The 24,025-nt window shown below is 66.7% G+C and carries 24 protein-coding genes; 12 read left to right on the top strand and 12 right to left on the bottom strand.

From position 1 onward, the window contains the following. The first annotated feature begins 202 nt into the window (after positions 1-202). A complete protein-coding gene (locus tag N6C22_RS16360; RefSeq protein WP_261652193.1) occupies positions 203-721 on the top strand; it encodes a gamma carbonic anhydrase family protein in 519 nt (172 codons plus the stop codon). 12 nt (positions 722-733) lie between these two features. On the opposite strand, the gene N6C22_RS16355 is transcribed toward N6C22_RS16360, so the two are convergent. Then, on the bottom strand, positions 734-1,975 hold the full coding sequence (locus N6C22_RS16355) for a carboxypeptidase regulatory-like domain-containing protein (protein WP_261652192.1): 1,242 nt from the start codon (positions 1,973-1,975) through the stop codon (positions 734-736). A gap of 165 nt (positions 1,976-2,140) precedes the next feature. Here N6C22_RS16355 and N6C22_RS16350 point away from each other — a divergent pair, with 165 nt between their 5' ends. From N6C22_RS16350 to N6C22_RS16320, 7 genes are all read left to right on the top strand, one after another. Then, positions 2,141-3,358, top strand: a complete 1,218-nt coding sequence (locus tag N6C22_RS16350) for a DUF3179 domain-containing protein (RefSeq protein ID WP_261652191.1) — start codon at positions 2,141-2,143, stop codon at positions 3,356-3,358. A gap of 64 nt (positions 3,359-3,422) precedes the next feature. Next, positions 3,423-4,757 carry a phosphoribosylamine--glycine ligase gene (locus N6C22_RS16345; RefSeq protein WP_261652190.1) on the top strand — a complete coding sequence of 445 codons (1,335 nt, stop codon included), beginning with the start codon at positions 3,423-3,425 and terminating at the stop codon, positions 4,755-4,757. Between the two features lie 121 nt (positions 4,758-4,878). Continuing rightward, positions 4,879-5,844, top strand: coding sequence for a phytoene/squalene synthase family protein (locus tag N6C22_RS16340; RefSeq protein ID WP_261652189.1), 966 nt, complete (start codon positions 4,879-4,881; stop codon positions 5,842-5,844). Positions 5,845-5,907: 63 nt separating this feature from the next. Beyond that, positions 5,908-6,957, top strand: coding sequence for an NAD(P)-dependent alcohol dehydrogenase (locus N6C22_RS16335; RefSeq protein ID WP_261652188.1), 1,050 nt, complete (start codon positions 5,908-5,910; stop codon positions 6,955-6,957). Positions 6,958-7,041: 84 nt separating this feature from the next. Then, entirely contained in the window at positions 7,042-7,854 is an 813-nt protein-coding gene (locus tag N6C22_RS16330) for an SDR family oxidoreductase (RefSeq protein ID WP_261652187.1), read from the top strand. A gap of 76 nt (positions 7,855-7,930) precedes the next feature. Then, positions 7,931-8,065, top strand: coding sequence for a hypothetical protein (locus tag N6C22_RS16325; protein ID WP_261652186.1), 135 nt, complete (start codon positions 7,931-7,933; stop codon positions 8,063-8,065). Positions 8,066-8,134: 69 nt separating this feature from the next. Then, positions 8,135-8,587, top strand: a complete 453-nt coding sequence (locus tag N6C22_RS16320; RefSeq protein WP_261652185.1) for a disulfide bond formation protein B — start codon at positions 8,135-8,137, stop codon at positions 8,585-8,587. A 27-nt stretch (positions 8,588-8,614) separates the two neighbouring features. Here N6C22_RS16320 and cruF read toward each other — a convergent pair whose 3' ends face one another. The 3 genes from cruF to N6C22_RS16305 are packed head-to-tail and all read right to left on the bottom strand — an operon-like array spanning position 8,615 to position 11,860. Next, positions 8,615-9,502 (bottom strand): bisanhydrobacterioruberin hydratase, encoded by an 888-nt coding sequence (cruF, locus tag N6C22_RS16315; protein ID WP_261652184.1) that lies wholly within the window; start codon positions 9,500-9,502, stop codon positions 8,615-8,617. Further along, complete coding sequence (locus N6C22_RS16310) at positions 9,495-10,373, bottom strand: prenyltransferase (RefSeq protein ID WP_261652183.1); 879 nt, start codon at positions 10,371-10,373, stop codon at positions 9,495-9,497. The genes cruF and N6C22_RS16310 overlap by 8 nt, the downstream gene beginning before the upstream one ends. Next, positions 10,373-11,860, bottom strand: a complete 1,488-nt coding sequence (locus N6C22_RS16305) for an NAD(P)/FAD-dependent oxidoreductase (protein WP_261652182.1) — start codon at positions 11,858-11,860, stop codon at positions 10,373-10,375. The genes N6C22_RS16310 and N6C22_RS16305 overlap by 1 nt, the downstream gene beginning before the upstream one ends. Before the next feature lie 124 nt (positions 11,861-11,984). Here N6C22_RS16305 and N6C22_RS16300 point away from each other — a divergent pair, with 124 nt between their 5' ends. Both N6C22_RS16300 and N6C22_RS16295 read left to right on the top strand, forming a co-directional pair. Beyond that, a complete protein-coding gene (locus N6C22_RS16300; RefSeq protein ID WP_261652181.1) occupies positions 11,985-12,677 on the top strand; it encodes an SDR family NAD(P)-dependent oxidoreductase in 693 nt (230 codons plus the stop codon). Between the two features lie 66 nt (positions 12,678-12,743). Next, complete coding sequence (locus N6C22_RS16295; protein WP_261652573.1) at positions 12,744-13,640, top strand: ZIP family metal transporter; 897 nt, start codon at positions 12,744-12,746, stop codon at positions 13,638-13,640. Positions 13,641-13,657: 17 nt separating this feature from the next. Here the strand turns inward: N6C22_RS16295 and N6C22_RS16290 are convergent, their stop codons facing one another. Together N6C22_RS16290 and N6C22_RS16285 are read right to left on the bottom strand one after the other, a co-directional pair. After that, complete coding sequence (locus N6C22_RS16290; protein WP_261652180.1) at positions 13,658-13,969, bottom strand: hypothetical protein; 312 nt, start codon at positions 13,967-13,969, stop codon at positions 13,658-13,660. A gap of 63 nt (positions 13,970-14,032) precedes the next feature. Further along, complete coding sequence (locus N6C22_RS16285; protein ID WP_261652179.1) at positions 14,033-14,539, bottom strand: YkgJ family cysteine cluster protein; 507 nt, start codon at positions 14,537-14,539, stop codon at positions 14,033-14,035. Between the two features lie 111 nt (positions 14,540-14,650). On the opposite strand from N6C22_RS16285, the gene N6C22_RS16280 reads away from it, so the two are divergent. Then, positions 14,651-15,256, top strand: a complete 606-nt coding sequence (locus N6C22_RS16280; protein ID WP_261652178.1) for a response regulator transcription factor — start codon at positions 14,651-14,653, stop codon at positions 15,254-15,256. A gap of 263 nt (positions 15,257-15,519) precedes the next feature. Then, the gene (locus tag N6C22_RS16275; protein WP_261652177.1) at positions 15,520-17,736 is read left to right on the top strand and encodes a bacterio-opsin activator domain-containing protein; all 2,217 of its coding nucleotides are present in this window, start codon (positions 15,520-15,522) and stop codon (positions 17,734-17,736) included. Positions 17,737-17,987: 251 nt separating this feature from the next. On the opposite strand, the gene N6C22_RS16270 is transcribed toward N6C22_RS16275, so the two are convergent. The 6 genes from N6C22_RS16270 to N6C22_RS16245 form a co-directional block, all read right to left on the bottom strand. Next, positions 17,988-18,176 carry a hypothetical protein gene (locus tag N6C22_RS16270; protein WP_261652176.1) on the bottom strand — a complete coding sequence of 63 codons (189 nt, stop codon included), beginning with the start codon at positions 18,174-18,176 and terminating at the stop codon, positions 17,988-17,990. 118 nt (positions 18,177-18,294) lie between these two features. Continuing rightward, the gene (ppc, locus tag N6C22_RS16265; RefSeq protein ID WP_261652175.1) at positions 18,295-20,982 is read right to left on the bottom strand and encodes a phosphoenolpyruvate carboxylase; all 2,688 of its coding nucleotides are present in this window, start codon (positions 20,980-20,982) and stop codon (positions 18,295-18,297) included. 92 nt (positions 20,983-21,074) lie between these two features. Then, positions 21,075-21,398 carry a transcription factor S gene (locus N6C22_RS16260; protein WP_261652174.1) on the bottom strand — a complete coding sequence of 108 codons (324 nt, stop codon included), beginning with the start codon at positions 21,396-21,398 and terminating at the stop codon, positions 21,075-21,077. A 6-nt stretch (positions 21,399-21,404) separates the two neighbouring features. Beyond that, positions 21,405-21,944: a hypothetical protein gene (locus N6C22_RS16255; RefSeq protein ID WP_261652173.1), complete on the bottom strand. Its 540-nt coding sequence runs from the start codon at positions 21,942-21,944 to the stop codon at positions 21,405-21,407. Continuing rightward, positions 21,937-22,815: a hypothetical protein gene (locus N6C22_RS16250; RefSeq protein ID WP_261652172.1), complete on the bottom strand. Its 879-nt coding sequence runs from the start codon at positions 22,813-22,815 to the stop codon at positions 21,937-21,939. The genes N6C22_RS16255 and N6C22_RS16250 overlap by 8 nt, the downstream gene beginning before the upstream one ends. A 56-nt stretch (positions 22,816-22,871) precedes the next feature. Beyond that, positions 22,872-23,705, bottom strand: coding sequence for an HTR-like protein (locus N6C22_RS16245; RefSeq protein WP_261652171.1), 834 nt, complete (start codon positions 23,703-23,705; stop codon positions 22,872-22,874). Positions 23,706-24,025: the final 320 nt, after the last annotated feature.

The raw sequence follows: 24,025 nt of genomic DNA, 5'->3' as shown, positions 1-24,025 counted from the left end.
CGAGTCCGGACCGAGAACACGCAGACACACGGCTGGTAGGGAGACCGGACCGGCTGGCGCTGTGTCGGCGACGGGGTGGGCTTCGGGTCGACACCGTGTCTGGCCCCCCACGTGACCCCTCCCGAGTGCGACCACATCCCGTCGCGTCGCCCTCTGTCACTCAGGGAAACGGTTTTCAGCGTGGCGCGTGTCGACACCCAGCATGGTAGACCGCCGTCACTACGAGTTCGAAGGATCGGCTCCCAACGTTCACGACTCCGCCTACGTGGCGCGTGACGCGACCCTCGTCGGCGACGTCACGGTCGAGGAGGACGCGAGCGTCTGGCCGGGTGTCGTCCTCCGTGGTGACGTCGGTCCCGTCCGTATCGGGGCGAGCTCACACGTGGGCGACAACGCCGTCTTCCACGACTCCCGTGTCGAAGAACGCGTGATGGTCGGGCACGGTGCCGTCCTGAACGACGCGGACGTGGCGACGGGCTCGCTGGTGGGCATCAACGCGACGCTCAACTCGAACGTCACGGTCGGCGAACGGAGTATCGTCGCCGCCGGGACGGTGGTCCCGGATGGGTTCACCATCCCGTCGGAGTCGTTCGTCCGGGGCGTCCCCGCACAGGTGGTCCCGCTCTCGGAGACGAGCGTCGACCCAGAAGAGATCGCAGACGCCTACTCGTCGGGTGCCTACACCGACCTCGCGTCCCGGCACGAGGACCTGTTCGACTGAGGGCTCGTCGTCTCAGGCGCGCCGGCGCTGGAGGACGAGGAGACTCCCCAGGAGCGCAACCACTGCAGCACCGACGCCGAATCCAGGCGTCGAGCCGTCACCACCTTCGTCGGCCGCGGTCGTCGCCTGTGCCGAGGTGGTCTGTTCGGTCGTCCCGGTCGTCGTGGTCTGCTCGGGTGCGTCGGTCGCGGCCTGGACGCCCTCGACCGTGACGCTATCCGAGGTGACCGACCCGTTCACCGCTTCGAGTTCCACGTCGCCAGCGGACGCTATCTCGACGGTCGCACCGCCGTCGGCACCGGTCGTGGCCGCGTCGGTCCCGCCGACACGGACGGTCGCGCCCTCGACGGCCTCACCGTACTCGTCGGTGACCGTGACGCGGACGGTCTGGCCGACGACGACCTGCGTGTTGGCCGGTTCGAGCGTGAGCTCGGGGGTGCGCGAGATCTCGTAGGTGAGCTGCTTGTCGGTCTCGCCCACGGTGAGCGTCCCGCTCTGGCCATCGTAGCCGTCCTTGCTCACCGTGACCGTGTACTCGGTGTTCACGTCGAGGGTCACGCCGCGGTTCCCGTTCTTGTCGGTCTGGAAGGAGCCGACGCCGTCGATGGCGATGGTCGCTTCCAGCGGCTGCGGGTCCTCGAAGTGGCTGTCGACGACGGAGAACTGGACGTTCGCGCTCCCCTGTTCGAGGTCGAAGGTCTCCGTGGTCGACCCGCTGATGGCGAGCGTGGTCTCCTCGTCGAAGTAGCCCGGCTTGGTGACCGTCACCGTGTACTCGCCCTTCTCTATCTCGCCGGTCTCGAAGCTGCCGTCGCTCCCGGTCGTGCCGGTGGCCGCGGGGAGCTGGTTGGCCTTCCTGACCTTGACGTTCGCGTCGGCGACCGGGCCGTCGCCGTCCTCGACGGTGAACGACGCGCTGGCCGTCTCGTACATCGTCACGCTCACCTCGTCACCGTCGCTGACGTCGGTGACGGTGGCGGCGTTGTTCCGGACCAGGAAGGGGTGTTCCACGTCGATCTTCACGTCGGCTCCCTTGGGCACGTCGAACAGGACTTCGCCGTTCGAGACGGTCTCGCGTGTCTGGCTCTGGCCGTCGTAGGTGACGGTGACCTCGGCGTTGCCGACGCCGTCCCCGTTCTGGGTGACGACGGTGATTCGGAGTGCCACGTCCTGTGTACTGCCGTCGGCGGCAGCGACACCCGTGACCGGTGCGAGAAGCAGAAGGAGGCCGATTCCGATGGCAATCAGGCGCATTAGTTGGCTATCCCGGGCGTGCTTACTTAAATTTCTCTGGTTCCTCTCACGTCCCGGTACTGTCTGTGCGGGCGAGATGAAGGCGTCTCGCGTCGGTTCCCGGGTCGTGCGGTCCGTTCGCACGGGCGGCGGACCGCTTTAGGATGGGGGTGCCTATCCGGAGCTATGCGACGACGGGCGTATCTCGGTTCGCTGGCTGGGCTCGGGAGTGCCCTCGGCCTGGCTGGCTGTACCGGGCTCTCTGGCGGAGGTGACGGGGACGAGTCCCCCTCGGGGACCGGCTCGACACCGCCAGGGACGGCCCAGTCCGGTGCGACCCAGCGGGGCGTGACAGCCCCCGAAGACGTGTCGCTGCCGGTCCCCGAGTCCGCCCTGCACCGGTCGGCGGGCAAGGACGCCATCCCGGCCATCGTCGACCCCGCCTTCGGCCCAGACTGGACCGATGTCAGCTACGACATCCACTTCCGCGACGGGACCAGCGAGCGCTACGAGCCCGAACTCTCGACGGACGACGAGGTGCTCGGCGTCGTCGACGGCGACACGGTCCGGGCGTATCCCCTGACGCTCCTTCGCTGGCACGAGGTCGTCAACGACACGCTCTCGAAACCCATGCTCGTCACCTTCTGTCCCATCTGCCAGAGTGGGGTCGTCGCCGACCGGACTGTCGACGGGACGCCGGCGACGTTCGGGGTCTCCGGACTGCTGTGGCACGCCGACCTGGTGATGTACGACGACGAGACCGAGAGCCTCTGGAGCCAATTGCTCGCGACGGCCATCCGCGGGCCACGAACGGGGAGGACGCTCGACCTGCACCCGGTCAGTCGGACCACCTGGGCCGAGTGGCGCGAGCGTCATCCCGCCACCGAGGTGTTGCTCCCCCCGCCACTCTCGGGGACCGTCGTCGGCGAGGTCCGCTACAACTACGACATCGATATCGCGGGCCGACAGAACGAACTCGCCGAGCAGTTCCCCGAGCTGGGCAGCTTCGGGCAGGACACCTGGACGGACACCCGCCTCCGCCGGCGGACCATGGTCCTCGGGGTCGCGGCCAACGGCGAGGCGCGGGCGTATCCCCGTCAGCAGATCGAGTGGGACGGCCCCATCCACGAGACGGTCGGCGGGCTCCCCGTGGTCGTCACGCTCTCGGCCGACGGGAGCATGGTGGCGTGGGACCGCCGAATCGACGGCGAGGCCCACACCTTCGAGCCGGTGGACGACGCACACCTCCTGGCGGACGGCTCGCGCTGGCACCGTCTGACCGGCGAGGCCGTCGACGGCCCACACGAGGGCGAGATGCTCGTCTCTGCCACCGACACGTCCACCATGTTCTGGTTCGCCTGGCTGACGTTCCATCCCGAGACGACGGTGTACGGGCGGGAGTGACCGTTCAGCCACAGAGGATTCTCACCTCCCAAACATTTACCCCCATTCCGCGCCCGTTCTGTGTATGGACCGACGCAACTTCCTTTTCGTCTCTATCGACGGTCTCGTCGGTGACGTGGCCTGGCGCGTCCGCGAGCAGGGCCACGACGTTCGGTACTACATCGAGAGCGAGTCCGAACGCGAGATCGCCGACGGCTTCGTCGAGAAGACAGACGACTGGGAAGCCGATGTCGCCTGGGCGGACGTCATCGTCTTCGACGACGTGTTCGGCCACGGGACCCACGCGGAACGACTTCGCGAGGAGGGGCACGCGGTCGTCGGCGGCACCGAGTACACCGACCGCCTCGAGGAGGACAAGGGCTTCGGGCAGGAGGAACTCGCCGACCACGGCGTGAACATCCTGCCTCGCAGGCGGTTCACCGACTTCGACGAGGCCGTCTCGTTCGTCCAGGACAACCCCGCCCGGTACGTCATCAAACCCTCGGGCGAGGTGCAGAACGTCAAGCGGCTGGTGTACGTCGGCGAGGACGACGACGGCGGCGACGTGGTCGACGTGCTCCGGGCGTACAAGAAGGCCTGGGGCCACCGGATGCAGTCGTTCGAACTCCAGCGCCGGGCCGAGGGCGTCGAGGTGGCCATCGGCGCGTTCTTCAACGGGAACGAGTTCGTCGAGCCGGTCAACGTCAACTTCGAGCACAAGAAGCTGTTCCCGGGCAACGTCGGCCCGCCGACCGGCGAGATGGGCACCTCGATGTTCTGGACCGAGCCGACCAGCCTGTTCGAGCGCACCCTCCGCCCGATGGAGGAGACGCTGGCCGAGGAGGGCTACGTCGGCTACATCGACCTGAACTGCATCGTCAACGGACGGGGTATCTACCCGCTGGAGTTCACGCCGCGCTTCGGCTACCCGGGCATCTTCATCCAGGAGGAGGGCATGAAGACACCCATCTCGGAGCTGTTCTACGACATCGCAAACGGGAACGACCCCGGCCTGGAGGTGCATCGCGGCTTCCAGGTCGGTGTCCGGGTCTGCCTCCCGCCGTTCCCGTTCAACGACGACGCGACCTTCGACGAGAACTCGAAGAACGCGGCCATCGTCTTCCGCGAGGCGTTCGAGGGCGAGCGTCCGCCGGGCGTCCACATCGAGGACGCGAAGCGAGTCGGCCCCGACGGGACCGCGGAGGGCGTCACCCCGGCCAACGGCCAGTGGCGCGTCTCCGGCTCCTCGGGCATCCCGCTGGTCGTCACGGGCAAGGGAACCTCGATGCGAGCCGCCCAGAAACAGGCGTACGACCGCATCGAGGACATCATCCTCCCGAACATGTACTACCGCGACGACATCGGCGACCGCTGGGTGAACGACGGGGACAAACTCCTCTCGTGGGGGTACCTGCGATGAGCCGTCATGCACTGTCAGGGCGGGAACCTAACTGGTTACCGACGCAGGCTATTCCCGTCGCTGACGTATCGATTACCACGGAAGCACGCTCTCGCCGGTCTTTCGAACACCGAACCTACATATGAAGAAAACACAGGTCAACGCGGGGAAGGCCATCCAGCGCAAGACGGGGAAGACGTTCCACATCGCCACGCGCCTCCTCCCACAGCGCATCCGCCACCCGACGTACGTACTCTACGGCTTCTTCCGGATCGCCGACGAGGTCGTCGACGACCCCGACGGCGACGCCCCCGAACAGCAGGCCGCCCGCCTCGAAACCCTCCGCGCACAGGCCCTCGGCCAGGAACCGACGGACGACCCGGTCATGCAGGCGTTCTGTGAGCTCTGCGACGAGCACGACATCAGCGACGAGTGGGTGAACGAGTTCGTCGACGCGATGGCCGCCGACATCGAGACGGACCGCTACGAGACGTACTCCGACCTCGAGGAGTACATGCGCGGCTCCGCGGCCGCCGTCGGCGTCATGATGACCGACATCATGGACCTCTCCGACGAGGAGTACGAGCGCGCCCTCCCCCACGCCGTCAAGCTCGGCGAGGCGTTCCAGCTCTCGAACTTCCTCCGGGACGTCCGCGAGGACGTGGTCGACCGCGACCGCGTCTATCTCCCCATCGAGACACTGGAACGCCACGGCGTCGACGTCGAGGAGGTCCTGAACCTCGACTCCTCGCCCGAGTTCCGCGACGCGGTCCGCGAGGAGGTCTCCCGCGCCGAGGACCTCTACCGCGAGGGCGTCGCCGGCATCCGGTACCTGCCCGAGGACTGCCAGTTCGCGGTCCTTCTGGCGTCGGTGCTGTACGCCGAACACCACCGGGCTATCCGGGAAGTGGACTACAACACCATCGACCACGAGCCCGACCTCTCGCTGGCCCGCAAGCTCTCGCTGGTGGCCAAGACCCGCTGGCACTGGCTCTGGAACAAGGACCCCGAAGCCATCTTCCACCGCGTGAGCGCGGTGCCCGCGACCGAGGAGGCGGGGACCCACGAGCACAGCCGGGGCTGGACGCGCTGGCTGCCGACGCGGTAGCAGTCTTCGATTTCTCTACGGAAGAACTATTCTCGCAGCCGACGTCTCAATCCCAGAGAGACTATGGCATCGACCACTCGCGACAACGTCACAGCGGATTCGACCGGCTCATCACACGTCCACCGCGGCGCGGTCCGCGAGGAGACGATGCTGGCCATCACCCAGGACGTGTACGGGCCTCCGGATGTCCTCGAGCATCGCGAGGTTCCGGTTCCGGTCCCCACGGCCGACCAGATACTGGTTCGTGTTCGGGCGGCGGCCACGAACCCGCTCGACTGGCACATGATGCGTGGCGAGCCGTATCTCATGCGGCTACAGTCGGGACTGCGACGGCCGTCGACCCCCGTCCGGGGCGTCGACGTGGCCGGGGTCGTGGAAGCGGTAGGCGCGAACGTCACGGAGTTCCAGTCGGGCGATGAGGTGTTCGGGCAGGCAGCCGGCGCGTTCGCCGAGTACGTCGTCGGCAGTGTCGACACGTTCGCCGCGAAACCGGCCACCTGCTCCTTCGAAGAAGCAGCGGCGGTCCCCGTCGCGGCGACCACCGCCCTGCAGGGGCTGCGCGACCACGGCGAGCTGACGGCCGGACAGAGCGTCCTGATAAACGGTGCGTCGGGTGGCGTCGGGACGTTCGCCGTCCCGCTCGCGAAATCGCTCGGCGGGACCGTGACCGGTGTGTGCAGCACGCGGAACGTCGAACTGGTCCGGTCGCTCGGGGCCGACCACGTCATCGACTACACGAAGACGGACTTCACGACGGGCGAGCAGCGATACGACCTCGTCTTCGACCTGGCGGGGAACCACTCGCTGTCGGCGCTTCGGCGCGTGCTGACAGACGAGGGGACGCTCGTCCTCTGCAGTGGCGCGGGCGGTCGAGTGCTCGGGCCGCTCGGCACGCTCGCCAGGGCTGTCGTTGTCGGGCGGTTCTCGGACCAGCGACTCCGTGGGTTCCTCGCGACTGTGAACACCGAGGATCTGGAGACGCTGGCCGAACTCCTGGCGGACGGTACGGTCACGCCGACCATCGACCGGACGTATCCGCTGTCGGAGACGCCCGAAGCGATTCGGTATCTCGAAACTGGGCACGCTCGCGGAAAGGTCGTCATCACGGTCTGAGCGACGGGCCTCGCGTCTCGCTCGCTCTCACCTCGCAGGAATCGGCTCTCACCTCATATCCCTCGCAAGCGTTCTCTCTACAGCATGAGTAGTTCTGGCGCGGGACGGGTCGTCGTCGTCACGGGTGCGAACGAGGGTATCGGCCACCACATGCTGCGGGCCCTCCTCGACGACGGCTACCGAGTTGTCGGCCTCGACATCGACGTGCGGAACCTCGAATCGCTGCAGGAGACACATCCCGAGAGCCTGCGCTACCACGAGTGCGACGTGACCAGTGACGAGGACGTCGAGGCCGCAGTCGACGCCATCATCGCCGAGTGGGGCCAGATAGACGTGCTCGTCAACAACGCCGCGGTCCTGAACTTCGGCTTCTTCGAGGACCAGACGCTCGCGGACGCGAAACAGACCTTCGAGGTCAACTTCTTCGGCTACCTCCGAACCATCCACGCCGTCCTCCCGCACATGCGAGCTCGGAACGAGGGCATCATCCACAACGTGAGTTCCGGCGTCGGACTGGTCGGCAATCCCGGTCTGACCGGCTACGGGGCGACCAAGGGTGCCATCGAGGCGTTCACGAAGTCGTTGCGGCTCGAACTCCAGAACACGAACGTCACGGTGACCGTGATGCATCCGACGCTGGCTGCGACCAGGCAGGCGAAGGAACTCGACTATCCCGCCTCGCAGATGAGTGACCCCGCCGACGTGGGGCGGAAGCTGGCCCGGCAGATAGAGTCGCGGAAGCCGACCATCTTCACCGACTGGGTCACCAGAATCGGGCTGGCGGCGGCACAGCGATTTCCGTTCCTGGTGAAGAAGGGAACCGAGCGGTTCGTCGAGGCGCACGAGGCGGCACAGGGGACGAGTACGGCGGGCGAGCCGGTGGAGGCGGAGACGTGAGTCTCGCCTGTCCAGACTGTTGTGAGTATTTGAGTAAAAATAGGGTTTCTTACGTTTCAGCCACTATCCGTCTCTGATGTCTGAGAGCGAGGAGACCACAGTTCATCGCTGTGGTGTGGAATGCGACGACGGGACGCCGTGTCAACGGACGATTACCAGCGAGCAGGAGTTCTGCTGGCAACACCGCGACTACGACGGGCTGACAGAGTAGGTTGCATCACGACCCTCTCCTCACGGCCCTGATAGAAGGGCTATCCGAGATGCTCGCAAACTAGACGTGATGAACACGTCTCGTATGCAGCGCCACGTCCTCGTTGCAGCTACCCTCGTCGCGGCGGTCGCGACGGCCGGGAGCCTCTATTTCAGACACGGCATGGGGTTGTTCCCCTGTGAACTCTGCTGGTTCCAGCGTATCTTCATGTACCCGCTGGTCATCGTCCTCGGCGTGGCCGCCGTCGAGAACCGCGTCGCAGTCTACCGGACCGTCCTGCCCGTCGCGGCCATCGGCTGGCTCATCGCGGCGTACCACTCCTACGCCCAGGTCGCGGGCGACTCGCTGATGTGCTCGTCGTTCTGTGCAACGATCCAGTACCAGTTCTTCGGGGTGCTGACCATCCCGAACCTCTCACTCATCGCGTTCTCGATGATTCTTGTGCTGGTCGGGAGCCTCGCGTTCGAGGCCCGCCGGACGGCAGCCGAGACCACCGACCCCGAGCGGGTCGGGTCCGACTGAACCACCCTTGTGCGGCGACGGTCCCGCTCAGAACGCTCTTTTGACGACGCGAACCAGCGCGCTGTCCCCGACCTCGAAGTCGAACCGGTCGGTCTGCAGGAGGCCGAAGCCGAAGCCGACTGCGAGGAACGCCGGAATCCAGTTGGCGTACACCGCGTTGATGCTGCCCCACAGCACCACGAAGCTCACGAGGTCGTCCAGCATGAACTCACAGGAGTCGAGGCGCTCGCGGAGTCTCGTACCCGCGAAGGCGATGTCGAACAGCACGACGGCAACAGTGGCAGAGAGCACCCAGCCGAGGTAGTTCGAGGCCGGGACGCCGTAGTAGCCGCCGACGCCGTCGGGGTGGGCCGCGTACTCCCAGAAGTTCACCGCGACCGCGCCGGGGTCGAGCACGAGGTCGATGGCGAGGACGGTCGCGATGGTCGCGAGCAGCCGGATGGCGCGGTTCTCTGCGCGGTCCTCCAGCAACAGGAGTGTGAGCAGGTAGGCGTTCAGGACCAGCGGGAAGAAGAACACGGGGAGCCCGATGGGTATCTCGCCGAACAGCATCGGCCCGAGCGAGATCTCGTACTCGAAGTGCCCGTAGGGCCAGCCCGTCCTGACCCCGACTAACTCGATACCGTAGGCGTAGACGGTGAGCAGCCCGAGGCTCGCGAGGCCCTTCTTGCCCAGTACGGGAAGGACACCGGCCACGAGGGGCAGGCGCATGACGACGACCCCGAACATGATGAACAGGGCGTTGTAGGTCAGGAAGGCCGGGAGCAGGCCCTCTGCGCTGGCGACGAGCGAGACGGCTCCCACTGCGGGGAACACGACCGCGATGGTGAAGCGGTGCTCGCGGACCAGGGCGTCGAGGCGGGCTTCGATGCCGCGGCGGTCGAGTCCGTTCGACCGCGAACCCAGCCTATCCATACAGCATCACCCACAGGCCGCCCATCGTCAGCAGCATACCCACGAAGGTGTTCACGAACGGGAACCACCAGTAGGCCCGGTCGACAGCCACGTCCGAGAGCGCGATACCTGCGACGAACACCGGGTAGATTCCGAGCAGGAGCCCGAGTCGCCAGTCCACGAGGGCGAACGCGCCCGCGGCGGCGAGCCACACCAGCCCGCAATAGCCGTAGGTCCGACTCTCCCCGAGGAACGTCGCGGTGGTCAGAATCCCGGCCTCGCGGTCGGGTTCGATGTCCGGGATGGCCGAGAACGTGTGCATGCCCATCGTCCAGAGCCAGCCGCCTGCAATCGCGAGCAGCGGCGGGAACTCGCCCGCGAGGGTGGCGTAGGCGACCACGCCGGGGAGGACGTACAGCCCGTTCGAGAGGGAGTCGAACAGGGGCTTCGTCTTGAACCGGAAGGGCGGCGCGCTGTACTGCACCGCGAGGACGTAGTAGAGGGCCATGGCGATGCCGGCCTCCTGCGACAGGACGAACACGAACGGGAGCCCGATGACGCCCGAGGCCAGTATCAGGACGTTCACCGCCGGGCTGTCGCGATACCGGACCTCCTTGTCCTCCTTCTTCGGGTTGTGCTCGTCCACGTCGCGGTCGAACACGTCGTTGACGCCGTAGAGGAAGACGTTCGCCGGGAACGTGAAGTAGAGGAACAGCAAGACGGCGACGGGGGCGAACAGCTCGGCAGTCGAGGTGGCGGCGTAGGTCACCCCGACGACGACCGGGCCGGCGAGGTAGAACCAGAACCTGGGCCGGGAGAGCCGGAGCAGGTAGCCCGGAAGCGTCTCCTCGGAGGGGACTGCCGCCGCGAGCCGGGTCGCCACGTCGGTCATCAGTTCGCGTGGTCCTCCAGGACGCAGTCCGCGGTCAGGTCACCCGAGATGAGACACATCGGGACGCCGATTCCGGGGGTGGTGTACGACCCGGTGAAGTACAGGCCATCGACCTTCTTCGAGCGGTGGGGCGGACGGAACAGTGCGGTCTGGCGCAGCGTGTGGGCCATGCCGAGGGCGGTGCCCTGCATCGAGTTGTAGCGCTCGCCGAACTCGGAGACGGAGAACGTCTCCTCGACCACGAGGCGGTCGCGGAGGTCCACGCCGGTGTTCTGGGCGATGTCGTCGAGGACGAGGTCGCGGTACCACTCGCGGGTCTCCTCGCCGTCGTCCAGGCCGGGCGCGATGGGGACGAGCACGAACAGGTTGCTGTGGCCCTCGGGGGCCACGGAATCGTCGGTCTCCGAGGGGACACAGAGGTAGTACGCCGGGTTCTCGGGCCACTCGGGGTCGTCGAATATCTGGCCGAAGTGCTCCTCCCAGTCGGTCGGGAGCACGAGGGTGTGGTGGGCGAGTTCGTCCACGTCACCCTCGACGCCCATGTACATGAGGAACGCCGAGGGCGCATAGGTGCGCGAGTCCCAGTATTCGGCGTCGTACTGGCGCTTCTCTTCGGGCAGGAGCTCCTGCTCGGTGTGGGCGTAGTCGGCGTCGGAGACCACGAGGTCTGCCGGGAACTTGTTCCCGTGGGCGGTCTCGACGAGGAAGCCGCCGCCGCGGCCCTTGATGGCCGTGACGGGCTCGTCGACGTGGAACTCCACGCCCAGTTCCTCGGCCATCTGGACGATGCCGTCGACGACGCCGCCCATCCCGTTCTCGGGGTACCAGACGCCGAGGTTGAAGTCGACGTGGCTCATCAGGTTGTACAGCGCCGGCGTGTTGTTCGGCGAGCCGCCGAGGAACACCAGCGTGTACTGCATGATCTGCTGGAGCTTCGGGTGGTCGAAGTACTTCTCGACGTGGTCCTGCATCGACCCCAGCAGCGAGAGGCCGCGGGCCTGCCGGGCCACGTCGAGGTCGATGAAGTCCCTGAGCGAGGAGCGGTCCTCGTAGACGAAGTGCTCCATCCCGACCTCGTAGTTCTCCTCTGATTTGTCGAGGTAGCGTTCGAGGGCCTCGCCAGCACCTGCCTCGTAGGACTCGAACACCTGTTTGGTGCGCTCCTTGTCGGCGGTGATGTCGACCTCGTCACCGTCTTTGAAGAAGATGCGGTAGTGCGGGTCGAGCCGTTCGAGGCCGTAGTAGTCCGTGGGCGTGCGGTCGAAGTGCCCGAAGAAGCGCTCGAACACGTCGGGCATCAGGTACCACGACGGGCCCATGTCGAAGCGGAACCCGTCTTTCTCCAGCACGGAGGCGCGCCCCCCGAGTTGCTCGTTCTTCTCGAGGACCGTCACGTCCGCGCCGGCGTCAGCGAGATAGCAGGCCGTCGAGAGGCCGCCGAAGCCGGAGCCGACGACGACCACCGACGTTCCAGAGAGGGAAGTCATGTACTCTTGTAGTGATGAGACCGGCATAAACCCGGTGCCGACCTCGTTCGGTCGGTGCGACCGTGGCATGTCAGGGAGTACCGCGACCGATGCTTTCCTGCGGATGGCGTGCCAACGAGTGGGTATGAACGACCTCACAGCAGTCGTCACCGGCGCGAGTCGCGGCATCGGGGAAGCAATCGCACGCGAGTTCGCGGACCGGGGGGCCCACGTCGTGCTCTGTGCGCGCGGTGGCGACGACGTCGACGCGGTCGCAGGGGACATCCAGTCCGCCGGGGGAACCGCGACCGCGGTCCGGGCCGACGTCCGCGACGAGTACGACGTGGAGCGCCTGATGGAGACGGCCTCGCGGGTCGGCGGCGGCATCGACGTTGTCGTCGCCAACGCCGGTGTCTACCACGGGACGCCCGGTGAGACGCCCATCCAGGAGGAGTCGTACGCGGGTTTCGACGACCACCTCCGGACGAACGTCCGGGGCGTGTTCGCCACCCTCGACGAGTCGATTCCCCATCTCAACGAGGGGGCACGCATGCTCGTGCCGACGGGGAAGATCGCTCGCGACGCCAAGCCCGGCATCGGCTCCTACGCCGTCTCGAAGGCGGCCGCCGAGGCCGTCGTCCGCCAGTTCGCCGCCGACACCGAGTACGTCGTCGGCTGCGTCGACCCCGGGCAGGTCGCGACCGACCTCTCTGGCCCGGCCGGGCGCGACCCGGCAGAGGTGGCCCCGATGTTCACCTGGGCCGCCACCGAGTGTCCGGCGGAGGACCTCGCGGGGCAGGTCGTCGGGTTGCGGGAGTGGAAGTCGGCGACGCGCTGACGGGCCGGCAAAGCCTGTAGACGGCCAATCGAACGTGTTATTAATCACTTTCTCGTAGTTAGTAATATCATGGGCAGCACGCAGTCTCTCGTTAACAAAGCAGGCCGGACCGGGGCGTCGGTCGGCCTCGGTGCCGTCGGTCTGCTCGTCGCGTTCTCTGCGGGCGCGGTCTACGTCGCGGACTCGACGTCCGCGCTCAAACCGGTCGGAATCGCCTGGGTCGCGTTCTTCGCGATGGCACTCGCCATCCCACTGGGGGTCCGTGCGAAGGACCAGCACGCCAAGACGCTCGTCTGGGGGTACGGCCTCGCCTCCGGGGCGATGGTCGTCAGCGCCGCGATGTTCCTGCTCCCGCAGGCGTTCGGGCTCGCACAGGGTGCTGCGAACCCTGCCGTCGGGATGAAATACGCGGGAGTGGGCGTCGCGGCAGGCCTGCTCACCGGGTTCGGCTCGCACACCATCGCTCATCGCTTCGGGCACCTCGACCTCGGCTTCGACCACACCGCGGTCGAACTCTCCGCGCACGCCCTCGCGGCGGGCGTCATCATCGGTATCGTCTACGGGACGATGCCCGCCCTCGGTATCGGGCTCGGCCTCGCTATCGTCTCGCACAAGGGCCCGGCAGGATATGCTGCGGCCCGGCGACTCGCCGCCAACGGGAAGTCGGCGACCGTCCTCCTCCTGCCCGCGACGGGCGTCGGCCTCACGGCCATCCCGGCCAGTTTCCTCGACCTCTCGGGCGACCCCCTCGTGACTGCGGCCGTCTTCGGCTTCGCCGCCGGCGTGTTCCTCCACGTCGCCATGGACTTCCTGCCGAAGTGTGAGATCGGCGGGGAGGTGTACGAGGTCGCGCAGGTGTCGGACAACGCCCACCACCTGCTCGACCATCTTCGCTACCACGCCGTCGGCAGCACGCTGCTCGGCGGTGGAATCGTCTTCGTCGCGTGGCTGCTGGTCGGATAGCCGCTTCTGGTTCTCGTCTACTTCTCTCCCGATTCGAGGTGTTCTTCCGCCCACTCGCTCAGCGAGTCCCAGCCGGTCGTCTCGCCGATTGATTCGATGGCCTCGGCCGGCGTCTCCTCCGGGTTCAGTTCGCGTTCGGACCCCTCGACGAAGGTGTGGGCGCGGCGCTCCTCGTCGATCTCCGTGGTGAAGAACATCGAGTTCGCCGGCTGGTAGAACACGTTCGTCCCCTTCTCCAGGAGCCCGACGTGTTCCACGTCGTCTCGGGGGCGGTCGTCCAGCGGCCAGTCGTAGTCCGGGGCGGGGTCGCTGTTGCTGTCTCGTGTCATATGCGACGGTGGCTTCGCGAGCCAGAAGTGCGTCGGGCCTATGTTCGTTTGGCTCCCGTCTGCCTACAGCGCCACGTCACTGGTCGGGTCCTCGATCTCCCACAGCACCTCCGGCAGGAAGGCGTCGAGATTGTCGATGACCTTCCGCTCGGAGACGTCGAGGCCCTCGCAGTGTTCGTGGGCCGACTCCCGGATGTCGACGTGTAACCCGTCGTCCTCGACGGTCACCGCGAGCGGGAACACCGAGCAGCGGGCGGGCTTCCAGTCGTGGTCGAGGTGGAGCGAGCAGAGGCCGTCGTCGCGCAGGAAGTAACAGGCGCGGCCGTCCTCGTCGACATGCTCGTCACGGTCCTTCTCCTCGGTCGTGACGAAGTCGTGCCCGCGGAACTCGGTGGTCGCCTCGCTGAGGTTCGCGCGCTCGGCCAGCTCGAAGAAGTCCGGCTCGTACAGCAACACGCCGTGGGTACAACACCAGGTGCAGTCGTCGACACACTCGAACGTCAACTCGGGGTCGAACTCGACGACGACCTCGCAGCCGGGGTGGACCTCGACGCGCCGGGTATCGCTCATCGTCTGTGTTCGGTGCTCGGGACCCAAAGAGGCGGCGGTCTGGGTTCCCAAGGTGTATAGGGAGGGGTAATTCGGGACTGTGTGTCAAACGATAGGGTAACTGCGACGACTATGACATGCACGGACTCCCCCAGCAGTGACGCGACCGAGGGGAAGACCACGGTCCTCGTGGTCGACGACGACGAGGACCTCGCCGAGACGTACGCACTCTGGTTGGGCAACGAGTACGACGTCTGGGTCGTGGACGACGGGGAGGCTGCGCTGGAGCGGTACGGACCAGCGGTCGACGTCGTGTTGCTCGACCGGCGGATGCCCTCGGTCTCCGGTGACGAGGTCGCCCGCGAACTGCAGGCACGGGACGCTTCCTGCCCGGTTGCCATCGTCACGGCGGTCGGCCCGGCGTTCGACCTGCTCGACGTCCCCTTCGACGAGTACCTCCTGAAGCCGGTCGACCGCGAAACCGTCGTCGGAACGGTCGAGCGACTGGCCGCGCTCGCCGACCTCGGCGACGAGCGTGTCCGCGAGTACTACGCCCTCCGCTCGACACTGACGGTTCTCGAACGCCTGGAGTACCGGGACGCCGACGCGAACGACCAGCTGCAGCGACTCCGGAGCCGACTCCGGCGCAAGCGCGAGGCCGCCCGGGCCGGTCTCGACGAGGAGACCGAGGCGGCGCTCCCGATCGACCTCCTCCCTCCCTCGGAGATGGAGCCCTGAGAGGTCCGGTCCGCCTCCCGTCCCCGAATCTGCTCAGGCATCTGCCACGACTGCGCGTCGAACCCGTAAAACCGTGGGTAGGACCGTCGTAATTTACCGCTTCTTAGCTGTCACTACCGCGATGCCTTTAACATTCTCTGGACCGCAATACCGCCAACGAGATGGCCAGTGAGTTCAGCGTTCTATTTCTGACGGATGGGCGTTCCTCCACGTCCCCGCCCACTACCGGAGGGCCACCCCTGTCCGTCGTCACGGAGCGGTCGGTGTCGGCAGTAAGCGAGCGACTCGATACGGGCGAGTTCGACTGCGTCATCGCGGACGTCGGTGCCGCCGAGATCGACGACCCGTCGGTCCTCGATGCGATTCGCGACGAGTTCTGCGACATCCCGTTCATCCTGCTCGCCGACGAGGGCGAGGAGATTCCGCCGGACGTGTTCTCGGAGGGTATCGTCCACACGGTCGAGCCCGACCAGCAGGTCCCGTTCCGCGAACTCGCCACCTACGTCTCGGCGACCAGCGACCTCGCCACGCCGGACGACCAGGACGGGACGGCCGACCGGTTCGGCGTCTTCGCACAGCACTCCCGTGACGCCGTCGTGACCGTCGACGACGACGGCATCATCTCCGACGTGAATCCGGCTGCCTGTACGCTCTTCGGGTACGAGAGCGAGGAACTCGTCGGGGAACCGCTCTCGTTCGTGATTCCGGACAGAGCCGCCTCCGACGCCGTTCTCTCACCGAGCACGAGCGGCTCGCAGCCGTCGATGCAGTGGCAGACCACCCAGCTCGACGTCCAGCACGCTGACGGCCACGATGTCCCCGTGCTCGCGACGTTCGGTGCCTTCGCGGACGAGGACGGCCCCTACTACACCGGCATCATCCGCGACATATCGCAGCGAAAGCGACTCGAGACCGAACTCGAATCGCACTTCGAGCGCGTCACTGACGCCTTCTTCGCGCTCGACACCGACTTCGACTTCCGGTACGTCAACGAGCACGGTGCGGAACTCATCGACGTCGACCCGGACGCGGTGGTCGGTGACAACGTCTGGGACCGCTTCCCGGAGGCGATCAACTCCACGTTCCAGCAGCAGTACGAGAAGGCGATGGAGACCCAGGAGTCCGTCTCCTTCGAGGAGTACTTCCCGCCCCTCGAAGCGTGGTTCTCGGTACGGGCGTACCCCTCCGAGACGGGGCTCTCGGTGTACTTCCAGGACGTCACGGAGCGCAAGGAGCGCGAACAGGAGCTGGCCCGTCAGCGGACCGAACTGGAGAGCATCGCCCAGCTGAACCGGGTCGTCCACGGTATCAACGAGGCGCTGGTCGAAGCGGCCAGCCAGCAGGCGGTCGAGCGACTCGTCTGCGATGAACTGGTCGAATCGCCCCAGTTCGACTACGTCTGGCTGGGACGGGCCCAGGGACCCACCCGCGGGCTGGAACCGGTCGCGGCCGCGGGCGATGGACCCACTGTCCCGGCTATCGAGGACGAGCAGATTACCTCGACAAACGGGGAGACGCTGGCAGACGCGGCGGTCCGAACCCACGAGGTCCAGGTCGTCGACGACGTCGAGACCGACGACAGCGACCCGTGCTGTGGCGGGGTGCGCGACCGCGAGTTCAGTTCGGCCGCGGCGATTCCGCTGGTCTACAAGGACACGCTCTTCGGCGTTCTCAACATCTACAGCGAGGAACAGGGCGCGTTCACGGAGGGCGTCGTCGACGCGCTCTCACAGCTTCGGAGCGTCGTCGGCCTCGCGTACAGTGCGACTGACCGGCGGGCGGCACTCATCGCGGACCAGACCATCGAACTCGAACTGGAGATCCAGGCGGGCGAGTCGGCGTTCTTCCAGGCGGTCGACGACGCCGACGCCCGACTCGAACTCGACGGCGCGGGTGCACTGGACGACCACACCTTCATCGAGTACTTCACCGTGACACGCGGCGACGTCGAGCTCATCTCCGAGCGCGCGACCGACACCGACGCCGTCCAGGAGGTCTCCATCGTCGACGAGGACGGCGACGAGACGCTCCTCACGCTGACCATCGTCGACCCACCTATCTCGACGCTGCTGGCCGACCACGGCGGGACGTTACGCACGCTCGAGATAGAAGGGACGACGGCTCGCGTGGTCGCCGAACTCCCGCAATCGGCCTCGATCCGGTCCATCATCGAGTCGTTCGAGGACCTGTACCAGCGCGTGGACATGCGGGCGAAACGCGAACAGCAACGGCCCGAGCGCCGCATCGCCGAACTCCGGTCGGCACTGGAGGACGAACTCACCGACCGCCAGCGCGAAGCCATCGAGACGGCCCTCTATGCCGGCTACTTCGAGTGGCCGCGCCAGAGCGACGCCGAGGACATCGCAGCCGCACTCGGCATCTCCTCGCCGACCTTCCACGAACACCTCAGAACGGCCGAACAGAAGCTCCTCACCGACCTCTTCGATGGGAACGCCGAATACGTCCGTGACGTAGAATGACGCCGCTCCTAACAGAATAGGGGTGGAACCCTTGTCGCATTCCGCCCTTGCCTTCGCTACCGGGACGCCCACATCCTGGTCATAGGTACCCGAATCCCCAACGCCCATGTGTCAGGCAGCCACTCACCCATGGCTGTCAGTGACTTTTCGTCCCACTGACGACGGCCCCGACAGCCCGGTTCCGCCGCTGGTCCGTCTCGGCTCTCCAGTCGTCGATTCGCGTGAGAACCCGCAGAACCGCCGGTTCGTCGTTACTGTTCGTCCGCCCAGTCGTCACGACAGGGCTGCCCGCAGAACGAGACGATGACCAGCTTCCCGGTCGCCGTCGTCTTCGTCGCCGCTGGATGCCATTCGCTCGTCGTCACCGGGGTCCCACAGATGGCACACGAATCTGCGGCCGGCTGCTGTGTCTCTGCCGGGGCTGTCTCTGTCGGGTCCATGATCCGCTCGTGAGGAACTTGTCGGCAGGTCCTTGTAAGGGTTGGACCTACTTATCCCGTCGCTGAGAGCGTGTCCCCCGTCGATACGCGGGGGCTCACCCGGTTTTCTCGCGGGAGCTCACCCGGTGTTCTTCATCCCGGCAGCGATGCCTTTCACCGTCAGCCGGAGGGTCTGTTCTTCCTCTTCGGTCCGGTGGGTCTGCTTGAGCAGCCGCGTCTGGAGCATGTTCAGCGGGTCGACGTAGGGGTTGCGCCGGTCGAGGCTCTCGCCGAACCACTCGCGGGCGTACAGTTCGTCGCGCTCGGCGACCGTCTGCACGAGGTCGACCGCACGCTCGTGCTCGTCGGAGAGGCGCGGGAAGAAGCGTTCGCGAAGCTCCGAATCGGCGAGGTCGGCGTAGTGCTCGGTGATGTCGAGGTCGGTCCGCGCGAGTGCGAGTGCGGCGTTGTCGAGCATGGACCGGAAGAACGGCCAGGAGTCGTACATCTCCTGGAGCGTCTCGACGTCGCCACCCTGGTCGAGGTAGGCGTCGATACCGGTCGCCAGCGAGTACCAGCCGGGCAGGATGCACCGGGACTGGGTCCACGAGAACACCCACGGGATGGCCCGGAGGTCCTCGACCGTGCGCTCGCCCGAGCGCGAGGCCGGGCGGGAGCCGAGGTTGAGGTCCTCGATAACCGTGATGGGCGTCGCCTGCTCGAAGTACTGGACGAAGCCGTCGGTCTCCAGCAGGCCGCGGTACTCGTCGCGGGCCGCATCGGCCATCGTCTCCATCGCCGCGAGCCACTCCTCGGGGATGGACTCGTCGGGATTCTCGATGGCGTTCTTGCGGGCCCGGAGCTGGGCGTTCAGCATCTGCTCGATGTTGCGCTTTGCCACCCGGCGGTTCGCGTACTTCTCGGCGATGGCCTCACCCTGCTCGGTGAACTTCACCTGCCCGGTGATGGTCCGGTTCGGCAGCGCGAGCAGCGCCTCGTTCATCGGGCCGCCACCGCGCGAGATGGAGCCGCCACGGCCGTGGAACAGTCGTAACGTCACGTCGAACTCGTCGCAGATGTCGGCGAGGCGGCGCTGGTTCTTGTACAGCGACCAGTTCGCCGCGAGGAAGCCGTTCTCCTTGTTCGAGTCCGAGTAGCCGAGCATGATCTCCTGGGTGCCGTTGCGGGCCTCCAGCACCTGCTCGTACGCCTCGTTCTCGTAGAGGGTGCCCATGATGCGGCGGGCTCCCGAGAGGGCGCGTTCGGTCTCCAGCAGCGGGACGATGTCGAGTCCGCAGTACTCGGGGAGCTGGACGACGCCGGCCTGGTCGGCGAGGAACAGCACCTCGAGGACGTGCGAGGGCTCGTCCGTCATCGAGATGGCGTAGGTGTCGATGGCGTGGGTGCCGTACTCGTCCTGCCAGTCGGCGAGGCAGTCGAACCGGCGCAGGACGCGCTCGGTGGTGTCGGAGACGTCCTCGCGGTCGGTCACGTCGACGATGGGCTCGTCCTGCAGGACGGCCTCGGTGAGCAGTTCGACGCGCTCGTCTTCGCTCTTGTCACGGTAGTCGATGCCGCTCCTGGCCAGGGCCTCGGCGACGGCCTCGGTGTGGTTCTCCTGGTGGTCGCGCAGGTCGAGGCTCGCCAGCGAGAAGCCGAAGGTCGCGACCTGCCGGCGGACCGGTTCGAGGTGGGAGGCGACGACGGAGTCCGCGTCGTTCGCCTCGAGGCTCTCGACGAGCACGTCGAGGTCGGCGGCCAGTTCGTCGGCGGAGTCGTAGCCGCCGGGGCGGACGTCGGTCACCCGGTCGAGCTTCTCGCGCATGAGCTTCAGCTTCTGGCGGTACGGCTCGTTCGGGTAGCGTTCCTCGGCCGTGTCGGCGACGCCGGGGAGGCGCTCGCGGTCGGCTTCGAGGGACTCGGCGAACTGGTCCCCCACCTCGACCCGGGCCCCGTCCTGGCTCAGGATGCCCGACAACGACTTCAGCTCGCGGCGGTAGCGGTCGAGGACGACGCGGCGCTGGCGTTCGAGGGTGTCCGTCGTCACCTCGGGCGTGACGAACGGGTTGCCGTCGCGGTCACTGCCGGCCCACGACCGGAACTCGAACAGCTTGTCCACGTCGAGGTCCTCGAAGGACTCGCCGAGGGCCTGCTCGAGGTCGTCGTACACCTCGCCGACCACGTCGAACAGCGTGTTCTCGAGGTACCACTGGACGTTGCGGGCCTCGTCGGTCGGATGCGGGCGACGCTTGCGGACCTGCGGCGTCTGCCACAGGCTCGTCACCTCGGCCTCGAGGTCGCGCTCGACACGGGCCTGGTCGTCGTCGGTGAGCCGGTGCTCGTCGAGGGTTTCGAGGTGGCCCGCGACCGACCGGAGCTTCGCCTTCACGGTCTTCCGGCGCGCCTCGGTCGGGTGCGCGGTGAACGTCGGCTCGATGAGCACGTCGTCGAGCACCTGCTGGACCGTCTCGGGGTCGGCGTCGGCGAGTTGCTGGACGGCGTCCTCGATACCGTCTGCGGGCACGCCGTCCTGGCTGGCCCGGCGGACCGCCCGGACGCGCTCGCGCTCCTCTGCGAGGTTGATGAGCTCGAAATACGTCGTGAACGCACGGGCGACGACGCTCTCCAGTTCCGGCGTGAGCGTGTCGAGCTCCCGTTCGAGTTCGTCGCGGCTGTCGAGTTCGTCTCGTCGGTAGTCGATGGCCTGTTCGCGGATCGATTCGACCGTCTCGAACGCGCCTCGAGAGGCCTGCGCTTCGAGTACGTCGCCGAGGAGGGCCCCAAGCTCCCTGACGTCCTGTCGCACGTCCCTGTCGTGCAAGGTCATATCATGCGATACGGGACCACCCCCTATAATGGCCAAGTCTCAAGAGAAAATTGCCACTCGGTGCGGAGTAAATAATCGTTATAGTCGGTGGCTCAGTTGTAGCCGCGCCACTTCTTCCCGCACTCCGTACACTTGAAGAAGCGCGTCGGCGGCTCGTCGGCCGACGCGGTCTGCTGGATGTAGTACCACGCCTTCTGCGTGCCACAGTTGTCACAGGTCACGTCGGTCGCGGTGGGTTTCCCCTCGAACTCGGCGTTCTCTTCGGTCTCGATGACCTCGCTGTCGGTCTGTGCTTCGGTGCTCACGAAGTCGGCCTCGTCGTCGCGGTTGCGAGCCTCGGTCGCGCCGCAGCTCGAACAGACCCATTCGTCGCCCTGTGCCTTCATCATCGAACCGCAGTCATCACAGAATTGCATAGTATCTCAGGCGTTCTCGAGTCGCTCGTCTTCGAGAACCTTCGGGCAGTCCGCTACTTCAAAGTGTTCCATGTCCGCTTCCTTGCGGATGGTCGTCCCCTCGTGGTGACAGGCGACCTCCGGGGGGTCCGCGAAGTACTCGCAACGCTGGCAGTACTTGCTCTTCTTGATGGTCCGGACCTCCTCACGGTCGGGTTCCGGGTCGATGGTCGGACCGTCGGTGTCGACCTGGTCCCACAGTTCGTCGGCGTCGACCTCGCCGACGTCGACCGACTCGAACAGGTCGTCGTCGGCAGCGTCGCCGTCACGGCGTCGCTCCTCCAGGTCCTCGGCCATGTCGCTGAGCGGCCCGGAGCGAACCGTGGGCCCGTCGTCGGTGTCGAGGCTCTCGCCCGGAATCGCGGGCGTCGATTCGTCGTCCCCGTCGCCGTCGACGAGTTCGGCCCGGACCTCGGTCTCGGTCTCATCGGCTGCGTCGTCGTCCCCGTCGTCGACGACCTCGTCGCGGAGGTCGGACAGCGGGGCATCGTCGCCGTCGTCACTCATCGGTCTCACCACCGGTCTGGAACTCGGGGGCGTCCTCGCCGTCGTCGTCCAGGAAGTCCTCGACGAGATCGTCGTCGACGCGCGAAACGTCGCTCTCCGGCAGCGCGGGCGGGTCGCCCGTCACCAGCCGGTGCGAGCCGAACGGGCCGAACGTGCTGCCTCGCTCGACGTCGCTGAACGAACTCGCACAGTGCGGGCACTCGGCCTCGGTCAGGAGCGACAGCGTCACCGTCGAGTCACACTCTTCGCACTTCCCGCGCTCGATACCCTCGCGGTTGGCCGCGAGTTTGAGGGCGTCAGCCCCGGCGCGGCGGGATTCGGCGGCCGCGAGCCGGGTCACTTCCGCCCGGACGTCGACGGTCACGCGGGCGAGTTTCAGGAGCTTCGCGTCGATGTCGTCGGTCGTCGCCACCAGGTACTCGAGGATGTCCTCGTAGTTCTCGAAGCCGGCGTCGAGGTCGGCTCGAACCGTCTCCAGCCGACCGTCGAGTTCTTCGACGGTCTCGGCCAGTTCGTCGACCCGGGCCAGACGCTCCTCGAGGGCCTCGTGGGTGTGGTCTACCGGGGCCTTCCCGTCGGTCTCGTGTTTGACCTGGATGACGCGCTCTCTGACGTCCTCGACGAGTTCCATGAACTCCTCGTGCTGGGCGTCGAAGCGCGCGTCGAGCTCCTCGCTCTGTGCGTCGAGGAGTTCGGGAAGGTCGTAGTCGGGACGGTCCTCGTCCAGTTCGGTGACCGTCCGGTACGCCGAAAGCAACTGCTGGAGGAGTTCATCCGCGTCGGTGTCCTGCGCGGTGGCCTGCTCGTGCAACCACTCGCCGAGTTCCGGCGGAAGCTGCACAGAGAGGTCGACCTGCTCCTCGCTCGCCATTCAGCCGGATTTAGGTGGGGATACTCTTAAGGATTGTCGCCGATGAAACCATCTCCTCACCGGATTTTGCGCACGTCGCTGATGTCGAATCCGCCGTCGTGAATCTCGGTCTCGAACTGGATGATGTTCTCGTCCTCCAGCCGGGAGAGCACCCCCCGGAACTGCTTGACGACGAGAGTCCGGGCGCGCTCGGACCCGCCGGACTCCCACCGGAACACGAGCGACCCATCGACCGCGTCCATCAGCCGGCCGAGCTGGCGCTCGGAGAGGGCCTCGATGTTGACCAGCAGGAGGATGAGCCCGCCCCACCGGTAGGACGCCTTCTTCAGCCCCTTCATCAGCAGGGTGATCTGGTTCCAGTCCATCTGCTCTTCGGCCGCACTCAGCAGGTCAGTCACCGAGTCGATGACGACCAGGCTGCCCGCCGCGTTCCGGTTGAGGTACTCGCCGACGGCGTCGAGCGTGCTCCGGCGGTCGCGGTCACCCAGCGAGGCGATGTCGCTGGTCGCGTCGGAGTACCACTCCCGTGGCACCTGCGAGAGCTGGAAGTAATGCTGGGAGAGGTCGGCGAAGTCGACGGGGTCGGTGCCCGCCTCGACGAGTTCACTGTCCATCGTGTATCCCATCTCCTCGACGAGCGCGTCGCGATCCGCGGTGAACGAGACGTAGTGTATCTCCTCGGGGACGGTCGCCTGACTGTGCAGGCTTCCGTAGTAGAGGTCGAACAGCTCGGGGTTCTCCCGGGCCAGCCCGTTCATCGCGATGCTCGTGTAGACGAACTCACGTGCACCCGCCCCCACCTCGCCCGCGAGGAGCACGACACTCCCCGGGGGCGCGCCCCCGCCAATCATCGAATCCAGCCGCGAGATGCCCATCGGCAGCCGCTCCATACCCCGGCAGTCGTGACGGGTACAAGTAACGGTTACGGCGGGTTGGCTGGCGACCTGTGTTCGAAATGTCCAGGCGGCGCGCGCGGCCGCCGGACCGAACGACCGTGAGGGCCGGTGGCGGAAGCGCGCGAGGGATGAGTACCGGAGCGGAGCAGCGCGGAGCGAGGAACAGAATCGGCTGGGGAGGGCGTGGTTGCGGTGCGGTGCAGGGCGGTCACGGACGCCAGCGCGAGTGAACTGCTTCCCGAACTAGCCAGCACGATATCGAAGACACGGCTGCCAATCCCACCGTTCAAATACGAACACGGGACCAGACGAGC

This window comes from Haloarchaeobius sp. HME9146 (assembly GCF_025399835.1).
In the GTDB taxonomy this organism is placed as follows: domain Archaea; phylum Halobacteriota; class Halobacteria; order Halobacteriales; family Natrialbaceae; genus Haloarchaeobius.
Note: the sequence above shows the minus strand (reverse complement) of the source record. Positions and strands in the feature narration are given on the sequence as shown.